Annotated in this window: 15 protein-coding genes; 13 read left to right on the top strand and 2 right to left on the bottom strand. The window is 55.3% G+C overall.

Annotated features, from left to right (window positions below; genetic code table 11):
- Positions 1-43: 43 nt before the first annotated feature.
- Positions 44-331, bottom strand: coding sequence for an Asp-tRNA(Asn)/Glu-tRNA(Gln) amidotransferase subunit GatC (gatC, locus tag ACFQ1Z_RS13505; protein WP_379058550.1), 288 nt, complete (start codon positions 329-331; stop codon positions 44-46).
- A 124-nt stretch (positions 332-455) separates the two neighbouring features.
- Between gatC and ACFQ1Z_RS13500 the strand changes: the two genes are divergently transcribed.
- The 13 genes from ACFQ1Z_RS13500 (at position 456) to ACFQ1Z_RS13440 (ending at position 14,308) form a co-directional block, all read left to right on the top strand.
- Positions 456-1,499: a rod shape-determining protein gene (locus tag ACFQ1Z_RS13500; protein ID WP_055830500.1), complete on the top strand. Its 1,044-nt coding sequence runs from the start codon at positions 456-458 to the stop codon at positions 1,497-1,499.
- A 29-nt stretch (positions 1,500-1,528) separates the two neighbouring features.
- Positions 1,529-2,653 carry a rod shape-determining protein MreC gene (gene mreC, locus ACFQ1Z_RS13495; RefSeq protein WP_379058548.1) on the top strand — a complete coding sequence of 375 codons (1,125 nt, stop codon included), beginning with the start codon at positions 1,529-1,531 and terminating at the stop codon, positions 2,651-2,653.
- Positions 2,650-3,126, top strand: a complete 477-nt coding sequence (mreD, locus tag ACFQ1Z_RS13490; protein WP_379058545.1) for a rod shape-determining protein MreD — start codon at positions 2,650-2,652, stop codon at positions 3,124-3,126. The genes mreC and mreD overlap by 4 nt, the downstream gene beginning before the upstream one ends.
- A gap of 4 nt (positions 3,127-3,130) precedes the next feature.
- Positions 3,131-5,062, top strand: coding sequence for a penicillin-binding protein 2 (gene mrdA / locus ACFQ1Z_RS13485; RefSeq protein WP_379058542.1), 1,932 nt, complete (start codon positions 3,131-3,133; stop codon positions 5,060-5,062).
- Positions 5,055-6,152, top strand: a complete 1,098-nt coding sequence (gene rodA, locus ACFQ1Z_RS13480) for a rod shape-determining protein RodA (RefSeq protein ID WP_379058540.1) — start codon at positions 5,055-5,057, stop codon at positions 6,150-6,152. Before mrdA ends, rodA begins: the two co-directional genes overlap by 8 nt.
- A gap of 53 nt (positions 6,153-6,205) precedes the next feature.
- A complete protein-coding gene (locus tag ACFQ1Z_RS13475) occupies positions 6,206-7,273 on the top strand; it encodes a septal ring lytic transglycosylase RlpA family protein (protein ID WP_379058538.1) in 1,068 nt (355 codons plus the stop codon).
- A gap of 150 nt (positions 7,274-7,423) precedes the next feature.
- The gene (locus ACFQ1Z_RS13470) at positions 7,424-8,521 is read left to right on the top strand and encodes a D-alanyl-D-alanine carboxypeptidase family protein (protein WP_379058917.1); all 1,098 of its coding nucleotides are present in this window, start codon (positions 7,424-7,426) and stop codon (positions 8,519-8,521) included.
- Between the two features lie 23 nt (positions 8,522-8,544).
- Positions 8,545-8,847 carry an HP0495 family protein gene (locus ACFQ1Z_RS13465; RefSeq protein ID WP_379058535.1) on the top strand — a complete coding sequence of 101 codons (303 nt, stop codon included), beginning with the start codon at positions 8,545-8,547 and terminating at the stop codon, positions 8,845-8,847.
- A gap of 17 nt (positions 8,848-8,864) precedes the next feature.
- Positions 8,865-9,479, top strand: coding sequence for a lipoyl(octanoyl) transferase LipB (gene lipB / locus ACFQ1Z_RS13460; RefSeq protein ID WP_379058533.1), 615 nt, complete (start codon positions 8,865-8,867; stop codon positions 9,477-9,479).
- Positions 9,469-10,446 carry a lipoyl synthase gene (lipA, locus tag ACFQ1Z_RS13455; protein ID WP_379058531.1) on the top strand — a complete coding sequence of 326 codons (978 nt, stop codon included), beginning with the start codon at positions 9,469-9,471 and terminating at the stop codon, positions 10,444-10,446. Before lipB ends, lipA begins: the two co-directional genes overlap by 11 nt.
- A 62-nt stretch (positions 10,447-10,508) precedes the next feature.
- On the top strand, positions 10,509-11,819 hold the full coding sequence (gene gshA / locus ACFQ1Z_RS13450; protein WP_379058528.1) for a glutamate--cysteine ligase: 1,311 nt from the start codon (positions 10,509-10,511) through the stop codon (positions 11,817-11,819).
- An 18-nt stretch (positions 11,820-11,837) separates the two neighbouring features.
- A complete protein-coding gene (gene gshB / locus ACFQ1Z_RS13445; RefSeq protein ID WP_379058526.1) occupies positions 11,838-12,788 on the top strand; it encodes a glutathione synthase in 951 nt (316 codons plus the stop codon).
- Positions 12,789-13,033: 245 nt separating this feature from the next.
- A complete protein-coding gene (locus ACFQ1Z_RS13440) occupies positions 13,034-14,308 on the top strand; it encodes a D-amino acid dehydrogenase (RefSeq protein WP_379058523.1) in 1,275 nt (424 codons plus the stop codon).
- A gap of 96 nt (positions 14,309-14,404) precedes the next feature.
- Here ACFQ1Z_RS13440 and ACFQ1Z_RS13435 read toward each other — a convergent pair whose 3' ends face one another.
- A complete protein-coding gene (locus ACFQ1Z_RS13435; RefSeq protein WP_379058521.1) occupies positions 14,405-15,601 on the bottom strand; it encodes a M48 family metalloprotease in 1,197 nt (398 codons plus the stop codon).
- Positions 15,602-15,850 lie beyond the last annotated feature (249 nt).

Here is a 15,850-nt window from a genome sequence, read left to right as displayed (position 1 = left end):
TGAGAGGGAGCGACTGGTTATTCGATCGGTGCTGACCGATGTTTTACTCAATGACCTTGGGCACAAGATATAAACCATCTTGCGTGGCCGGGGCGATAGACTGGAATAATTCACGCTGATTGGTTTGCGTGACCACGTCCTCGCGCAGGCGCTGTGTCACATCCTGCGAGTGCGACATGGGGGCGATACCGCTGGTATCTACCGCCTGCATTTGCTCGATCAGACCTAAAATACCGGAAAGTTTATTTAAAGTTTCTTGCGCTTCACTGTCACTGACTTCGATGCGAGCCAGATGAGCTATACGTTTGATGTCTTCAAGATTGAGTGCCATAGAGGTTAAGTCTTCAAGAATTCGAAATCACATCTTAATTTCATGTGCGTTTTGCGCTATTATACCTTGATTTTAAGCCACACTCGGCTGACAGTTCAAAAGTCGGAATTTTACAGGATAAAACATGTTCGGTGCACTCAACAGCTACTTCTCCAATGATCTCGCCATTGACCTTGGCACAGCCAACACGCTGATTTATGTGCGCGGCAAGGGTGTCGTGCTGGACGAACCGTCTGTAGTGGCGATTCGGACCGAAGGCGGGCCTAACGGGAAAAAGGTATTGCTGGCGGTGGGCTCTGATGCGAAAAGCATGCTAGGCCGTGCGCCAGCGAACATCCAGGCCATACGCCCCATGAAGGATGGCGTGATCGCCGACTTCACCATCACCGAGCAGATGCTCAAGTTTTTTATCCGTAAAGTACACGAATCCCGCTGGTTCTCCCCTAGCCCACGCATCATCATCTGTGTGCCGGTAGGCTCTACCCAGGTTGAGCGCCGTGCGATCAAGGAATCTGCCGAGCGCGCCGGTGCCAAGCAGGTGTTCCTGATCGAAGAACCTATGGCAGCTGCCATAGGCGCCGACATGCCGGTCGCAGAAGCTACCGGTTCTATGGTGGTGGATATCGGTGGTGGCACTACCGAAGTGGGCGTGATCTCGCTGGGCGGTATCGTTTATGCCAAATCCGAGCGCGTAGGTGGCGACAAATTTGACCAGGCCATCATAGATTACATACGCCGCAACTACGGCATGCAGATCTCTGAGCCGACCGCGGAAGCGATCAAGAAAAGAATAGGCTCTGCTTTCCCTGGCTCTGAAGTGCTGGAGATGGAAGTCACCGGCCGCAACCTGGCCGAAGGCTTGCCACGTAAATTCACTATTTCCAGCAACGAGATCCTCGAAGCTCTGACCGAACCACTGAATTCCATCGTCGGTGCAGTAAAATCTGCTCTGGAACAAACCCCGCCAGAACTGGGTGCCGATATTGCTGAAAAAGGCATGGTACTGACCGGTGGCGGCGCACTGCTGCGCGACCTGGACCGTCTGCTGGTTGAAGAAACCGGTTTGCCTGTCATTGTGGCTGAAGACCCGCTCACTTGCGTGGCCCGTGGTTGTGGCCGCGCGCTCGAAGAAATGGACAAACTGGGCAATGTGTTTGCCAGTGAATAAGCAAAGGTCCGGCTGGCGCTACCCTCATTATGCTCAAAGGCATACACCAACAGCTTGATCCGCACGAATCCCCGGCCTTTTTTATCCAGGGGCCGCGGCCTTTTTCACGCCTGATGTTTTTTTGCGCGCTGTCGCTGGTCATGATGGCCATAGACGCGCGCTTTGAGTACCTGAGTCAGGTGCGCCAATGGTTCAGCGCCGCCCTGCACCCGCTGGAGATCGTCGCCAGCGCCCCGAATGAGTGGGGACGCAATATCAATACCTATTTCACCTCGCACAACCAGCTGATCCAGGAAAACTTCAAACTGAAACAGCAAGGCCTGATCGACAGTGCCGCGCTGCAACGGCTGGCCACGGTAGATGCCGAGAATGTGCATCTGCGCACATTGCTGGCAGGTGATGCGCCTATCATCCCCAAAGCCACCCTGGGTGAAGTCATGCACATGGGGCGCGACCCGTTCAGCAATATCATCACCCTTAACCGCGGCAGCCGTCACGACATCACGCCCGGGCAGGCGGTGGTCGATGAACAGGGGGTGGTCGGCCAGATCACCCGCGTTTACCCGTTCACCAGCGAAGTCACGCTGATCACTGATAAAAAGTTATCCATCCCTATCCAGATCGAGCGCAACCAGTTGCGCGCGATCGCTTTTGGCGAGGGCAAACGCAACACGCTGGATATCCCCTACCTGCCGACCAGCGTCGATATCAAGGTCGGCGATAAACTGGTGACTTCAGGGATAGACGGCGTCTACCCTGCCGGCCTGGCGGTGGCCATAGTGACGCAGATCAAGCAAAGCCAGGATTCACCGTTTGCCAAGATCGTCAGCCGCCCTATCGCCGGGGTTAATAACCATAAACACGTATTGATTTTAAAGATCCCGGAAGCGCCGGCCATCAACCCGCTGACTGACAACAAACCGGTATTGCCGCGCAATAATGCGCAGCACCTCGATCAATCGGTGGTCGATGTGCTGCAAAAAAACAATGCCGCGGTGGACCCGCACCCGGTGACTGAGATCCCCAGCCTGGAAACCACAGACAGCGACACTGCAGCCACGCCTCTGGCAGCGCCGCCAGCTGGCACGCCACCAGTCACGCCAGTCACGCCAGCCACTACACCAGGCAACCAGACCACACCGGAGCGTCCATGAAGCCGGTTAAATTCAGCACTTTCTTTTTTACGCTGCTGGTCGGGCTGGTGTTCCAGCTTTATCCGTGGTCTAACTCCGGCGTCATTATCCGCCCTGATTTCCTGCTGGTGATCGCGCTTTACTGGCTGCTGCAGGCACCTTACCACTGCAATATCGGCTGGGTGTGGTTTGCCGGGCTACTGGTAGACCTGGCCACCGGCAGCCTGCTGGGCCAGCACGCGCTGACGTTTTCTATCACCGCTTTTCTCGGCCTGATCTATCAGCGCCGGCTGGTGCTGTTCAACCGCTGGCAGCTGTATCTTTACCTGATCTTCCTGTTTGGCATGCAGCGATTACTCATCATGCTGCTCAAGCTGTTTGCCGGCGGCGAGTTGCCGGACTGGACTTATGGCCTGCCTATCATCTCCGACCTTATCCTTTGGCAAATCATGATCATGTGGTTTGGCGAACTGTCACGCCCGAAAAAGCTGTAAGCGCATGGGGTACAGCACCGAACTCAAGAACCATCAGAACGAACAGCACAAGTTCAGGGTGCGCCTGGTTTTTCTGGTATTAGTGGTGATTGCCGCGTTTTCGGCACTGGCCGGGCGTTTTTATTTTCTGCAGATCTACCGTTACGACTACTACCAGACGCTGGCAGAAAACAACCGCATCTCTATCGTGCCGATCACGCCCAACCGCGGCCTGATCTCTGACCGCAACGGCATCATCCTGGCGCATAACTTTTTTGTCTACACGCTGGAGATCACGCCTTCCAAAACCGATGACCTGCAGGACACGATAGAAGAACTGGGCCAGCTAGTCGAGATCTCGCCTACCGATCTAAAGCGCTTTAAAAAACTGCGCGGGCAAAGCCACACCTTTGAAAGCATCCCTATCCGTACCCACCTCAATGAGTACGAAGCTGCCAAGTTCGCGGTCAACCGCTTCCGCTTTCCCGGTGTAGAGCTGAAGTCACGTTTGTTCCGCCACTACCCTTACGGCACGCTGGGTACGCATGCCATCGGTTATATCAGCCGCATTAACGAGAACGACCTCAGGCAACTGAAAGAGAATAACCAGCTGTCGAATTACAAAGGCACCGAGCACATAGGCAAAGCCGGCGTGGAACAAGCTTATGAAGAGCAGTTGCATGGCATCACCGGTTTTCAGCAGGTGGAGATCGATGCCGATGGCCGTGCCGTGCGCGTGCTTTCCAGTGCGTCGCCGACCTCGGGCAATAACATCGTGCTGTCTATGGACGCCAAGCTGCAGGAGATCGCCGAACACGAATTCGCCGGCAGGCGCGGTGCCCTGGTCGCTATCCAGCCTAAGACCGGCGAGGTGCTGGCCATGGCCAGCATGCCCTCATTTGACGCCAACCTGTTTGTCGATGGCATAGATTACGACAACTGGAACCTGCTGAATAATTCGCTGGATAAACCACTGATCAACCGTAGCCTGAAAGGCATTTATCCGCCAGGTTCTACTTTTAAACCGTTTGTCGCCCTGGCCGGGCTAGAATCAGGCAAACGTCAGCCACCTTTTGCCATCAGCGACCCCGGCTATTTCATGCTGCCTAACAGCCGTCACCGTTACCGCGACTGGAAGCCTTCCGGCCACGGCGCGGTGGATATGCGCAAGGCGATCACCGTGTCTTGCGACACCTTTTTTTACGGCCTGGCGATGGAGCTGGGCATAGACAGGCTGACCGACTTTGTCAGGCATTTTGGCTTTGGCGAAAAAACCAATATCGATATCCAGGGTGAATTATCCGGCTTGCTGCCTACCCCGGCGTGGAAGAAAAAACGTTTTAAACAACCGTGGTATATGGGTGAGACCGTGATCGTCGGTATCGGCCAGGGCTATACCCTGGTCACCCCCATGCAGCTGGCGCGCGCGACTGCCATGCTGGCAAACAGCGGCAAATCGATACGGCCGCACCTGGTGAATGCCATCGTCAACTCCAAGACCAACCAGGTCAGCCTGTTGCCACACGAGATCGCCGACCAGCTGAATTTAAGCGCCAACAACCTGGAGATCGTCAAACTGGGCATGATGGATGTGACGCAACCTGGCGGTACCGCAGCGGCGATAGGGGCCAATGCCGGCTACCTGATCGCGGCCAAAACCGGTACTGCGCAGGTGGTGGGCATCAAGCAGAACGAGAAATACAACGAAAAGCTGATCAACGAACGCCACCGTGACCATGCCTGGTTTATTTCATATGCCCCTGCTGACGACCCCAAGATCGCGGTGGCGGTGATCGTTGAAAACGGCAGCCATGGCGGCTCGACTGCCGGCCCGATCGCGCGCAAGGTGATGGATTATTATCTGCTGGGTAAAGTGCCGGTAGACCCGGCCGCGGCGGCCACGCCTGAAGTCACGGTGCCGAATGCGCCAGAAGTAGAAGAGGAGCCACATGATTAGGCAATTGATCGTACGCTTTATACGGCATATAGACTCTATCCTGCTGGCCACCGTGCTTATGGTGCTGGTGGTGGCGCTGATGGTGCTGTACAGCGCATCGGGCCAGTCGCTGACCAAAGTGAATGCGCAGATCATCAATATCATCATCATGATGGCGGTGATGCTGCTGGTGGCGAACACCCAGCCGCTATTGATAGAGCGTATCGCGTTTCCGGTGTATATCTTCGGCCTGACGCTGTTGCTGGCGGTGGCGCTGATAGGCGATATCAGCCACGGCGCACGGCGCTGGCTCAACCTGGGCGTGACCAAGATACAGCCTTCAGAGCTCATGAAACTGGCAGTGCCTATCATGCTGGCCTGGTATTTCTCCAAACGCGAAACCATGTTGCGCACTGCCGACTATCTGGTGGCCGGTGTGATATTGCTGGTGCCGGTATTACTGATCGCCAAACAGCCTGACCTGGGCACCGCCACCCTGGTGTTCGCTTCCGGCTTTTTCGTCATCTTTCTGGCCGGGCTGAGCTGGAAATTCATTTTTGGCAGCGCCATCGCGTTTGGCGCGGCACTGCCTATCCTGTGGTCCATGTTGCATGATTACCAGCGGCGCCGGGTCGAGATCCTGATAGACCCCAGCCAGGACCCGCTGGGCGCCGGTTACCATATCATACAGGCGACCATCGCCATCGGCTCCGGCGGCATGACCGGCAAAGGCTGGCTCAACGGCACCCAGTCACAACTGGACTTTGTGCCGGAACGCACCACAGACTTTATTTTTGCCGTATTTGCCGAAGAATTCGGCCTGGTCGGCTGCTGCCTGTTATTGCTGCTGTTCATTATTATCATAGGCCGCGCTTTTATCATTGCCTCGCAAGCCAAAAATACCTTTTCGCGTCTGCTGGCGGGTAGCATCGCTGCCACTTTCTTCACTTATTGTTTTGTGAATATGGGCATGGTCAGCGGCATTTTGCCGGTAGTGGGCATTCCGCTACCATTGGTCAGCTACGGCGGCACCTCACTGCTGACACTGGGCCTGAGCCTGGGTCTGTTAATGAGTGTGCAATCGCATAAACGCCTGGTGGCTACAGATTAGTGGTGACCGATGATTAGTGGCGACCAACTAGTGCTGTCATTTGTGAGGATAGAATGTCTTTCAATTTAAACCTGGCGGCACTCCTGCTGCTCTCCAGCCTGCTGGCTGCCTGTAGCAGCAGTATGCCGCCACGCCAGACCAGCCCCGCACAACCCCCTGCCAGCAAACCCACGCCAGACCAGCGGCCTAGCGCCAAACCGCAGCCAGCTGCGCCTTCGGCACCGACTGTCATCGGGCCGCGCATCATCAATATAGACCCCAAACCGGAATTCGAAGGCAATGCCACCGATGGCATAGACCCGAATATTCCGCTGGAAACCACAGTCACGCCCAGGCTGGACCCTATCGTTAAATCGACCACCAAACCTTATATCGTCAATGGTGAGACCATCTCGCCCATGACTGCCATTAGCACGCCGTTCAGCCAGACCGGTCATGCCTCGTGGTATGGCAAGAAATTCCATGGCCGCAAGACCGCCAGCGGCGAAGTCTACGATATGTTCAAGCTTTCTGCCGCGCACAAAACCCTGCCACTGCCCAGCTATGCGCGCGTGACCAACCTCAGCAACGGCAAATCGGTGATCGTCAGGGTGAATGACCGCGGCCCTTTCGGACGGCCGCGTGTGATCGATTTATCGTATGCGGCAGCCAAACAGCTGGATATCATACGCCACGGTTCCAGCCAGGTAGAAGTCTCACTGATAGACACCACACAATCTGCACCGGCAGCGCCGCCGGCAGCCAGTGAGACCGTGCAGGTAACGAGGGAGATAGTCCAGTCTGTATCCGCAACCGCACCTGTGTCAACCAACGCGGCTGCACCTGCAGGCACGCCACCAGCTGCAAGCCCCGCCACCGCAGCAAACACAAGCGCCAACGGGCTGGAAGCCAATGGCATTTATATACAGGTGGGGGCCTTCGGCCAGGAGGAAAATGCCGACCGCCTGCAGAAACGCATCGCCAACAGCATCCCCGAGACACAAACCCTGCTCAACAAAGTGTATAATGGCAAGCTGTTCCAGGTCGTACTGGGGCCGTATCCAGATCACGCATTGGCCGCACAGGCTGCCAGCCAGATGCGTGACCAACTGCAGTTACCTGCACTGATCTTTTCCCGGTAATTGTTTATCCCGGTATTTGTTTTTTTCGCGCCAGGTTTTTCTGCGTGAAGTTTGTTTCCCGTTTAGGGTTTTTTCTCATTGACTGTTTATCTCGTTAAGTGACTAACCATGTGGCGCTCTTGCATTGCTTTTCTACTCTCTTTACCTATCATCACGCTGGCGGCTGAAACCGTCACCCTGAACGTGCCGTCGCCTACGCTGGCCGCGAAAGCGTTTGTCCTGCGTGATGCCAATACCGGCGGCTTACTCGCTGCCAGCAACCCGGATATGCCGGTGGAGCCAGCCTCACTGACCAAGGTGATGACCGCTTACCTGGCGTTTGAAGCGGTCAAGCAAAAGCGTCTGTCCTTGACGCAGACTTTGCCGGTCAGTCATAAAGCCTGGAAGGTCGAAGGCTCTAAAATGTTTATAGACACCACCATGACGGTCACTGTAGACGAGCTGTTGCATGGCCTGATCATACAGTCAGGCAATGATGCCGCCATCACGCTGGCAGAAGGTATTGCCGGCAGCGAAGAGTTATTTGCCACGCTGATGAACAAAAAAGCAGTGGCGCTGGGCATGAAGAACAGCCATTTCATCAACTCGACCGGCTTGCCTGACCCTACCCACACCACCACGGCGCGCGACCTGTCTATCCTGGCCAACGCCCTGATCCGCGATTTCCCGCAAGACTATGCGCGCCTGTATTCGCAAAAGTCTTATACCTATAACAAGATCACCCAGCCTAACCGTAACCGCCTGCTGTTTCTGGACCCTAGCGTAGATGGCATGAAAACCGGCCATACCGAATCTGCCGGCTACTGCCTGATCTCGTCGGCCAAGCGTAATGATTTTCGCTTGATCTCGGTGGTATTGGGCACTACTTCAGATAATGTGCGCGCGGCCGAAAGCCAGAAACTGCTTAACTTCGGTTTCCAGTTCTTTGAGTCCAAGCTGATTTACCCTGCCGCTAAAGCCATCACCCGCCAGAAAGTCTGGAAAGGCACCGCCAGCGAGGTCGATCTGACCGTGGCCAGGCCGGTTTACCTGACTTTGCCGCAAGGTGAATATGCCAATATGAAGGCCAATGTACGCATCGCCAAACCGCTGGAAGCGCCATTGAAAGCAAACCAGGCAGTGGGCAAGATAGAATTCACCATGAATAACCAGGTGGTACATAGCGTGCCACTGGTGACCATACAGGCAGTGGAAGCCAGTAATATCTTTTCACGCATGATAGACCAAGTGCGTTTGTATCTGCAGTAACCGCTTTTGCAACAGGTGAGCCTATGAGTGAGCAAGATCAGATACCGCCAGCACCCCCCGCTGGCGCAGAGGAAACCCTGATTGAGTTTCCTACCAACTTTCCTATCAAGGTGATGGGCGAGACGCATGACGACTTTAGCGCTGAAGTCACGCGTGTGATCCAGGCCCACTGGCCGGAGTTTGATACGCACCTGATCGAGATCCGGGGCAGCAGCAATGGCAAATACCTGAGCCTGACCTGCCTGGTCTACGTCACCTCCAAACCGCAACTGGATGATATCTATCGCAGCCTGACCTCGCACCCTATGGTCAAGGTCGTGCTGTAGTCCTCCGCGTACAGCGCATGCCTGCCCTGGAAATTCGCCAGCTGGGCCTGACTGATTATGCAGTCACCCTGGCCGAGATGCAGGCTTACACCGCCCAGCGCGATGCCAGCTCTGCTGACCAGCTATGGGTAACCGAACATCCGCCGGTATATACCCTGGGCCTTAACCGCCGCGGGGTACGCCTGCCAGATAACGGTATCCCACTGGTGCATGTAGACCGTGGCGGCAAGATCACCTACCACGGCCCCGGCCAGCTGGTCATCTATTGTTTGCTCGATCTGGCACGCCATCACTTGAATGTACGGCAACTCGTCACCATCTTGGAAAACAGCCTGATAGAATTCCTGGCAGGCCAGGGCGTGGCTGCTGAAGCGCGCGCTGATGCGCCAGGCGTGTATGTAGCCGGTAAAAAAATCGCCTCATTAGGCTTACGCCTTAAAAATCAGTGCTGTTATCATGGCTTAAGTTTAAATATAGAGATGGACCTGCAGCCTTTCGCCGACATAGACCCGTGTGGTTATGCCGGCATGCAGATGACGCAAACCACAGCATTGAATATTCCGTTAACCATGGCTGACATAGCCGCTGAGTTAACCCAGAGACTGAAAGAGAAACTGGCGTATGTCAGATAAATGCCAAACGGAACGCCCGGCTAAAAAAGTCGCCGGCGTCAAAGAGATAGACGCAGCGAAAACCTCGCGCATCCCGATCAAGATCGTGCCCATGCCGGTGTTGCGCAAGCCGGAATGGATACGCATGAAAGTGCCGGATTCGGCCCGCTTTCAGGAGATCAAGCAAGTATTGCGCGATAACAACCTGCATACCGTGTGCGAAGAAGCCAGCTGCCCTAATATAGGCGAATGCTTTAGTGGCGGCACCGCGACCTTTATGATCCTGGGTGATATCTGCACCCGCCGCTGCCCATTTTGCGATGTGGCGCACGGCAAACCGCTACCGCCTGACCCCAATGAGCCGGAAAACCTGGCACGCACCATTGCGCAGATGAAATTGCGCTATGTGGTCGTCACCTCGGTAGACCGCGACGACCTGCCTGATGGCGGTGCCCAGCATTTTGTCGATTGCATACGCGCTATCCGCGCCCAATCCCCCGCGATCAAGATCGAGATCCTGGTGCCGGATTTCCGTGGCCGCCTGGATATCTCGCTCAAGATCCTGCGTGAAGCGCCGCCCGATGTCATGAATCACAACCTGGAAACCGTACCGCGCTTGTACAAACAGGCGCGCCCGGGCTCTGATTACCAGCACTCCCTCAACCTGCTCAAGCAATTCAGCGAAATGTACCCGCATGTGCCGGCCAAATCCGGCCTGATGCTGGGCCTGGGTGAAACCGACGAAGAAATCATAGAAGTGATGCGCGACCTGCGTGCGCACAATGTCAGCATGCTGACGCTCGGGCAATATCTGCAACCCAGTGTGCATCACCTGCCTGTGCTACGCTATGTCACGCCGGAAACGTTTGCCTGGTTTAAACAACAGGCCGATGCCATGGGCTTTGATAACGCAGCCAGCGGCCCCATGGTGCGCAGCAGCTACCATGCTGACCAGCAGGCGCACGGCGTCATCGCGCAACAAGCATAATGAATAGCAGCGCTGGACTGATAGATGAAAACGCCAGCCCAAGATTTGCATAGGAGCAATATATGGTTCCCCATTTAACCACCGCCCTGAGCGGCCCCCTGGTCAGCCTGGAAAAGCGCATGCTGGAAGCCATGCCGGATATAGAGCACTGGTTCCGCAGCCAGTGGCAGGAGGTCGCCGCGCCATTTTATGCCAGTGTCGATTTACGCAATGCCGGCTTTAAACTGGCACCGGTGGATACCAATCTGTTTCCCGGTGGCTTTAATAACCTCAACCCGGATTTCCTCAGCCTGGCGGTGCAGGCGGCCCAGGTGGCGGTAGAAAAGATCTGTCCTGACGCGCGCCGTTTATTGTTGATCCCGGAAAACCATACCCGCAACACCTACTATCTGCGCAACGTGGTCGAGCTTTGCCATATCCTCAAAGCAGCGGGCATGGAGGTACGCGTAGGCAGCCTGTCGCCCGAGATCACCGAAGTCACCAGGCTGGAGACCCACGATGGCCTGCCACTAATACTGGAACCGCTGGTGCGGGACAAGAACCGCCTCAAACTGAACGCCGTCACTTTTGAAGGTGTGGATTACCCGGCGTTTGACAGCTGTGCCATCCTGCTCAATAACGATTTGTCTGGCGGTGTGCCCGACCTGCTGCAAAACCTGGAGCAGAACCTGATCCCGCCACTGCACGCAGGCTGGTTCGTGCGCCGCAAATCGCAACACTTTGCCGCTTATGACAAAGTAGTCGCCAGTTTTGCTGCGCTACTGGATATAGACCCATGGTTGCTGAACCCGTATTTTGATACTGCCAGCGGCATTGATTTCCATGCCCGCGTCGGTGAAGACCAGCTGGCTGACAAAGTCGATGCCATGCTGAAAAAGATCGCAGCCAAGTACGCCGAATACGGCATAGAGCACGCGCCTTTCGTCATCGTGAAAGCCGATGCCGGCACCTACGGCATGGGCATTATGAGCGTAAAATCGGCCGACGAAGTGCGTGACCTCAACCGCAAGACCCGCAACAAGATGTCGGTGATCAAAGAAGGGGTAGAAGTCTCTGAAGTGATGATACAAGAAGGCGTCTACACCTTTGAGAACATCAATGACGCCGTGGCCGAACCGGTGGTCTATATGATGGACCACTTTGTGATCGGCGGTTTTTACCGCGTGCACACCAGCCGCGGCGTGGATGAAAACCTCAATGCGCCCGGTATGCAATTTGTGCCGCTGGCGTTTGAAAAGCCCTGTACCCTGCCCGACTGTGCGGGCGAGCCGGATGCGCCGCCTAACCGTTTCTACGCTTATGGCGTGGTAGCGCGCCTGGCATTGCTGGCCGCCGGCATGGAATTACAGGAAAATGACCCGCTGAACGCATAAACGACTCCAAGGCGCATGATGAAACTGCTGTTTATACTAGACCCGCTGCACACACTGACCGCCTATAAAGATACCAGCCTCGCCATTATGCGTGCCGCGCAGGCACGCGGGCATGAGTTATGGGTCTGTGAACAGCATGATTGGCACCTGCAGCGTGAAATTGCACTGGTCGATGCGCAGCCGTTCAAATTTGATGAAGATAGATGGGTGGTGGGTGACAAAACCACACATCAACCTACCGCTTTTGACGCCGTGCTCATGCGCAAAGACCCGCCGTTTGATAATGAATACCTGTACAGCACCTACCTGCTGGAGTTGGCGCAGCAACAAGGCGCAACCATAGTCAACGACCCTGCCGCTATCAGGGGCTGGAATGAAAAACTGTCGGTCACCCGCTTTGGACAATTCACGCCAGCGTTTATCGTCACCAGCCAGCGCGAAAAAATACTGGCCTTTCTGGCCGAACATGGCGACATCATCGTCAAACCACTGGATGGCATGGGCGGCAGCGGTATTTTCCGCCTGCGTAAAGATGACCCGAATATTTTTTCCATCCTGGAAACACTGACCCGCTTTGAAACCCAGACCATCATGGTGCAACGCTATATCCCTGAAATCACCCAGGGCGATAAACGCATACTCATCATCAATGGCGAACCGCTGCCTTATGCACTCGCGCGCATCCCCAAAACCGGTGAAACGCGCGGCAACCTGGCTGCCGGCGGCAAAGGCGTCGCCCAGCCGCTGAGCGAGCGTGACCTTGAAATTGCGCAAACAGTAGGCAAGACCCTCAAGCAACACGGCCTGTTTCTGGTGGGGCTGGATGTGATAGGTGATTACCTGACCGAAGTGAATGTCACCAGCCCGACCGGCATGGTAGAGATCGCCGCGCAATCGCGTGACTGGGCTGCCCCGTGTGATCCGGCACAGGTGATGGTAGAAGCGCTGGAAAAATCGCTAAAAAACTAAACAGCCATACCCTATCTCACCGCTGCGCCTGGCGTGACCCCGGCTTTACAGCCCGCAAGGCGCTGCCGCCAGACTTTTTTCTCTAGCAATTGTGTGTTCCACCTGGCCGCAATACCGACTCAAGCGCAACGTTAAACATAAATTCCCGCGACTGACTGAGGTTTTATTGATCAAGTTTGCTACTATGGTTTAAACGGTTTAATTAAACCGCTGATATCCATGGTTGGCTGTTGCAGGAGTGTCGCATGCATGTGCTAGTGCTGGGTTCTGGGGTGATAGGGGTGACAAGCGCTTATTACCTGGCGTTGAAAGGCTACGCTGTCACCGTCATAGACCGCCAGCCCGCGGTTGGTATGGAAACCAGTTTTGCCAATGCCGGCCAGATCTCCCCTGGCTATGCTGCCCCCTGGGCTGGCCCTGGCGTGCCTTACAAAGCGCTGAAATGGCTGTTCCAGCGCCATGCGCCACTCAGGCTGCGGCCTGATTTCAGCCACTGGCAAGCGCAATGGATGGCGCAATTTCTCAGCAACTGCTCCAGCGAACGCTACACCCTGAACAAATCGCGCATGGTGCGCCTGGCCGAATATAGCCGTGATTGCTTGCGCCAGTTGCGTGCCGATACCGGTATCCACTATGAAGAGCGCAGGCTGGGCACTTTGCAGGTTTTCCGCACGCAAAAGCAGCTCGATGTAGAAGCCAAGGATATTGCGGTGCTCAGCCATATGGGCGTGCCTTTCCAGCATGTGGACGCGGATGGCTGCGCCCGCATTGAACCGGCCTTAAGCCAGGTGAAAGACCAGTTGCTGGGTGGCCTGCATTTGCCGGACGATGAGACCGGCGATTGCCAGCTGTTCACCTCGCGCCTGGCTGCCCTGGCGCAAACCCTGGGCGTGCAATTCAGGCAGGGCGTGACCATCACACGCCTGCTCAGGCAAAACGATCAATTACAAGCTGTGGAAATCAATAGTGACCATGGCATTGAGACTGTAGCTGCAGACCATTATGTGGTCGCCCTCGGCAGTTACTCGCGCGAGCTGATGCAAGGCTTGGGCCTGAATCTGCCGGTCTACCCGGTAAAAGGTTATTCACTGACCGTACCTATTATCAACAGTGATGCCGCACCGGTTTCTACCGTGATGGATGAAACCTACAAAGTCGCCATCACCCGCTTTGACCAGCGCATACGGGTAGGCGGCATGGCTGAACTGGCAGGTTTTGACCTGACGCTCAACCCGCGCCGCCGTGAAACTCTGGAAAAAGTGTTCACCGGCTTGTTTCCGCAAGCGGGTGATGTGACACAGGCCAGTTTCTGGACCGGTTTGCGGCCGATGACGCCGGATGGCACACCTATCATAGGCCAGGCCGACAGCCGCCTGCCTAATGTATGGCTGAACACCGGCCACGGCACACTGGGCTGGACCATGGCTTGCGGTTCAGGGCAGGTATTGGCTGACCTGATCGCCGGTGACAAACCGGCAATCCAAACGCAAGACTTACAATATTCGCGCTATCAAAAATAATGGCCAGGCTTTGCACAGGACTATCACCGCGTGCAACAGGGGTCGCTGAGCCATTACATAGCATCAGCATCCCCTGCCCTTGCCACAACGAGTGCCTTACTGATTCAACCTCCGGCAGGCCGGCGGCAGCTGCGCAGGTTTTACGCCTTCGCCGTTGGTGCAACTCCAGCTGATATGTCCCTGCTTATCCTGCGATGGTATAAACACCAGAGCACCGTGCTTGTTGCTGACCGTCAGCTCCATATTGGTCGGGTTCAGTTGCAATACACTGCCATCTGCCTGTGACGATGCGATGCCTGCGGCTTCCAGTGAAGCTGGTGTCTGCTGATTGGCAATGTAATACTCACTCAGGTTTTGCCGCGCGCCCTGCGACTGCAATACGCTCTGCTCCAGCTTGGCCGTGACCGTGTAATCATGATAGGCAGGAATGGCGATGGCAGCGAGCAAACCTATTACATAAACCATCATCAGCAGCGCGAAACCACCACCCAGTCGTCCGGCATATGGAATAAACACGGCGAGCAGATAGGCAAAAATATTGCGTCTGGGCACCTGTTCGTCAGGGTTCAATATGCGTGCTGCACGTTTGGTCAGCCACGGGTAGCCGGCGATCAGCTCGTGGAAAGACATCCAGAAACCGGTGCCATGTTTTGCCTGTTGCAGATAGGCGTTCAAATCCAGCTTCTGCCAACGCTCAACCCCGGCAGAAAGCACCACCAGTGCGCGCGCCGCAGCTTCGGGCGAGTTGCTGCATGCCAGGCCGTGGCGGTCACAAGTACTTTCACGCGCACGTGAATATGCCGCCCCTAGCAGTGGCAGCCATAACGCCGGCCAGCGTAGCAGATGCCCGAAAGCCAGATGTTTCATGCGCAAATGGCCAAGTTCGTGGCCTATATAAAAACGCACGCCATCAGTATGCTGATCCATGGCATCGACCACATCAGACATCAGCACCACATATTGGGTACCGAGAAACTGGGTAGCGAATGCATTGAGCCCGCCATTGCCATTGAGTATGTTTGCCTGCGGCCGGATGATGAGTTGCAAACGCGCACAACAATCGTTGAATTGCGCATACAGATCAGGAAACTGGGTCTCGGTAAGCTCTACACCATTGCCTTTGATATGCGCGATCAATGCTGACTGAGCAAATAAATAGGCAATGTATCCGAGTAACAATATGACTAATGCACCCCCGAAGGTGCCAACGATCAAGGCGATCCAGATCAGAATGCCTAGCACCAGGGTGATAGCGCCCAAGCTGCGCTCGCGCGGGTAAACAAGTTCGTTCATTTTCTTTTTCCTTTTTATATACGAATCACATTTTAAATTTAAGCAGCGCACTAACATTTCCGTATGCTACGGATAAGCACGCTTGTTGCAATCATGGGCTGAGTGTGTGAGTGATGTCCTTTTTAAGTGTGATGTAATGATCACTAAATCCCATGCTTTTGCTGCACATGGACGCGAGCTCAAGTAAGCAAAATCGCATGGCATTTGCCAGCTTTGACTTTGCTTAACAAGAAATGTGAATTTAACCGA

The organism is Methylophilus luteus (assembly GCF_042676265.1).
Classification (GTDB): Bacteria; Pseudomonadota; Gammaproteobacteria; order Burkholderiales; family Methylophilaceae; genus Methylophilus; species Methylophilus luteus.
This window is presented reverse-complemented; position numbering and strand designations above follow the sequence as displayed.

Bases quoted from the DNA above. Each gene is read 5' to 3' on its own strand.
- mrdA (WP_379058542.1), top strand. From the start codon at position 3,131: ATGGGGTACAGCACCGAACTCAAGAACCATCAGAACGAACAGCACAAG.
- ACFQ1Z_RS13500 (WP_055830500.1), top strand. From the start codon at position 456: ATGTTCGGTGCACTCAACAGCTACTTCTCCAATGATCTCGCCATTGAC.
- ACFQ1Z_RS13435 (WP_379058521.1), bottom strand. From the start codon at position 15,601: ATGAACGAACTTGTTTACCCGCGCGAGCGCAGCTTGGGCGCTATCACC.
- gatC (WP_379058550.1), bottom strand. From the start codon at position 331: ATGGCACTCAATCTTGAAGACATCAAACGTATAGCTCATCTGGCTCGC.
- rodA (WP_379058540.1), top strand. From the start codon at position 5,055: ATGATTAGGCAATTGATCGTACGCTTTATACGGCATATAGACTCTATC.
- mreC (WP_379058548.1), top strand. From the start codon at position 1,529: ATGCTCAAAGGCATACACCAACAGCTTGATCCGCACGAATCCCCGGCC.
- ACFQ1Z_RS13465 (WP_379058535.1), top strand. From the start codon at position 8,545: ATGAGTGAGCAAGATCAGATACCGCCAGCACCCCCCGCTGGCGCAGAG.
- lipA (WP_379058531.1), top strand. From the start codon at position 9,469: ATGTCAGATAAATGCCAAACGGAACGCCCGGCTAAAAAAGTCGCCGGC.
- lipB (WP_379058533.1), top strand. From the start codon at position 8,865: ATGCCTGCCCTGGAAATTCGCCAGCTGGGCCTGACTGATTATGCAGTC.
- ACFQ1Z_RS13440 (WP_379058523.1), top strand. From the start codon at position 13,034: ATGCATGTGCTAGTGCTGGGTTCTGGGGTGATAGGGGTGACAAGCGCT.
- gshA (WP_379058528.1), top strand. From the start codon at position 10,509: ATGGTTCCCCATTTAACCACCGCCCTGAGCGGCCCCCTGGTCAGCCTG.
- mreD (WP_379058545.1), top strand. From the start codon at position 2,650: ATGAAGCCGGTTAAATTCAGCACTTTCTTTTTTACGCTGCTGGTCGGG.
- gshB (WP_379058526.1), top strand. From the start codon at position 11,838: ATGAAACTGCTGTTTATACTAGACCCGCTGCACACACTGACCGCCTAT.
- ACFQ1Z_RS13475 (WP_379058538.1), top strand. From the start codon at position 6,206: ATGTCTTTCAATTTAAACCTGGCGGCACTCCTGCTGCTCTCCAGCCTG.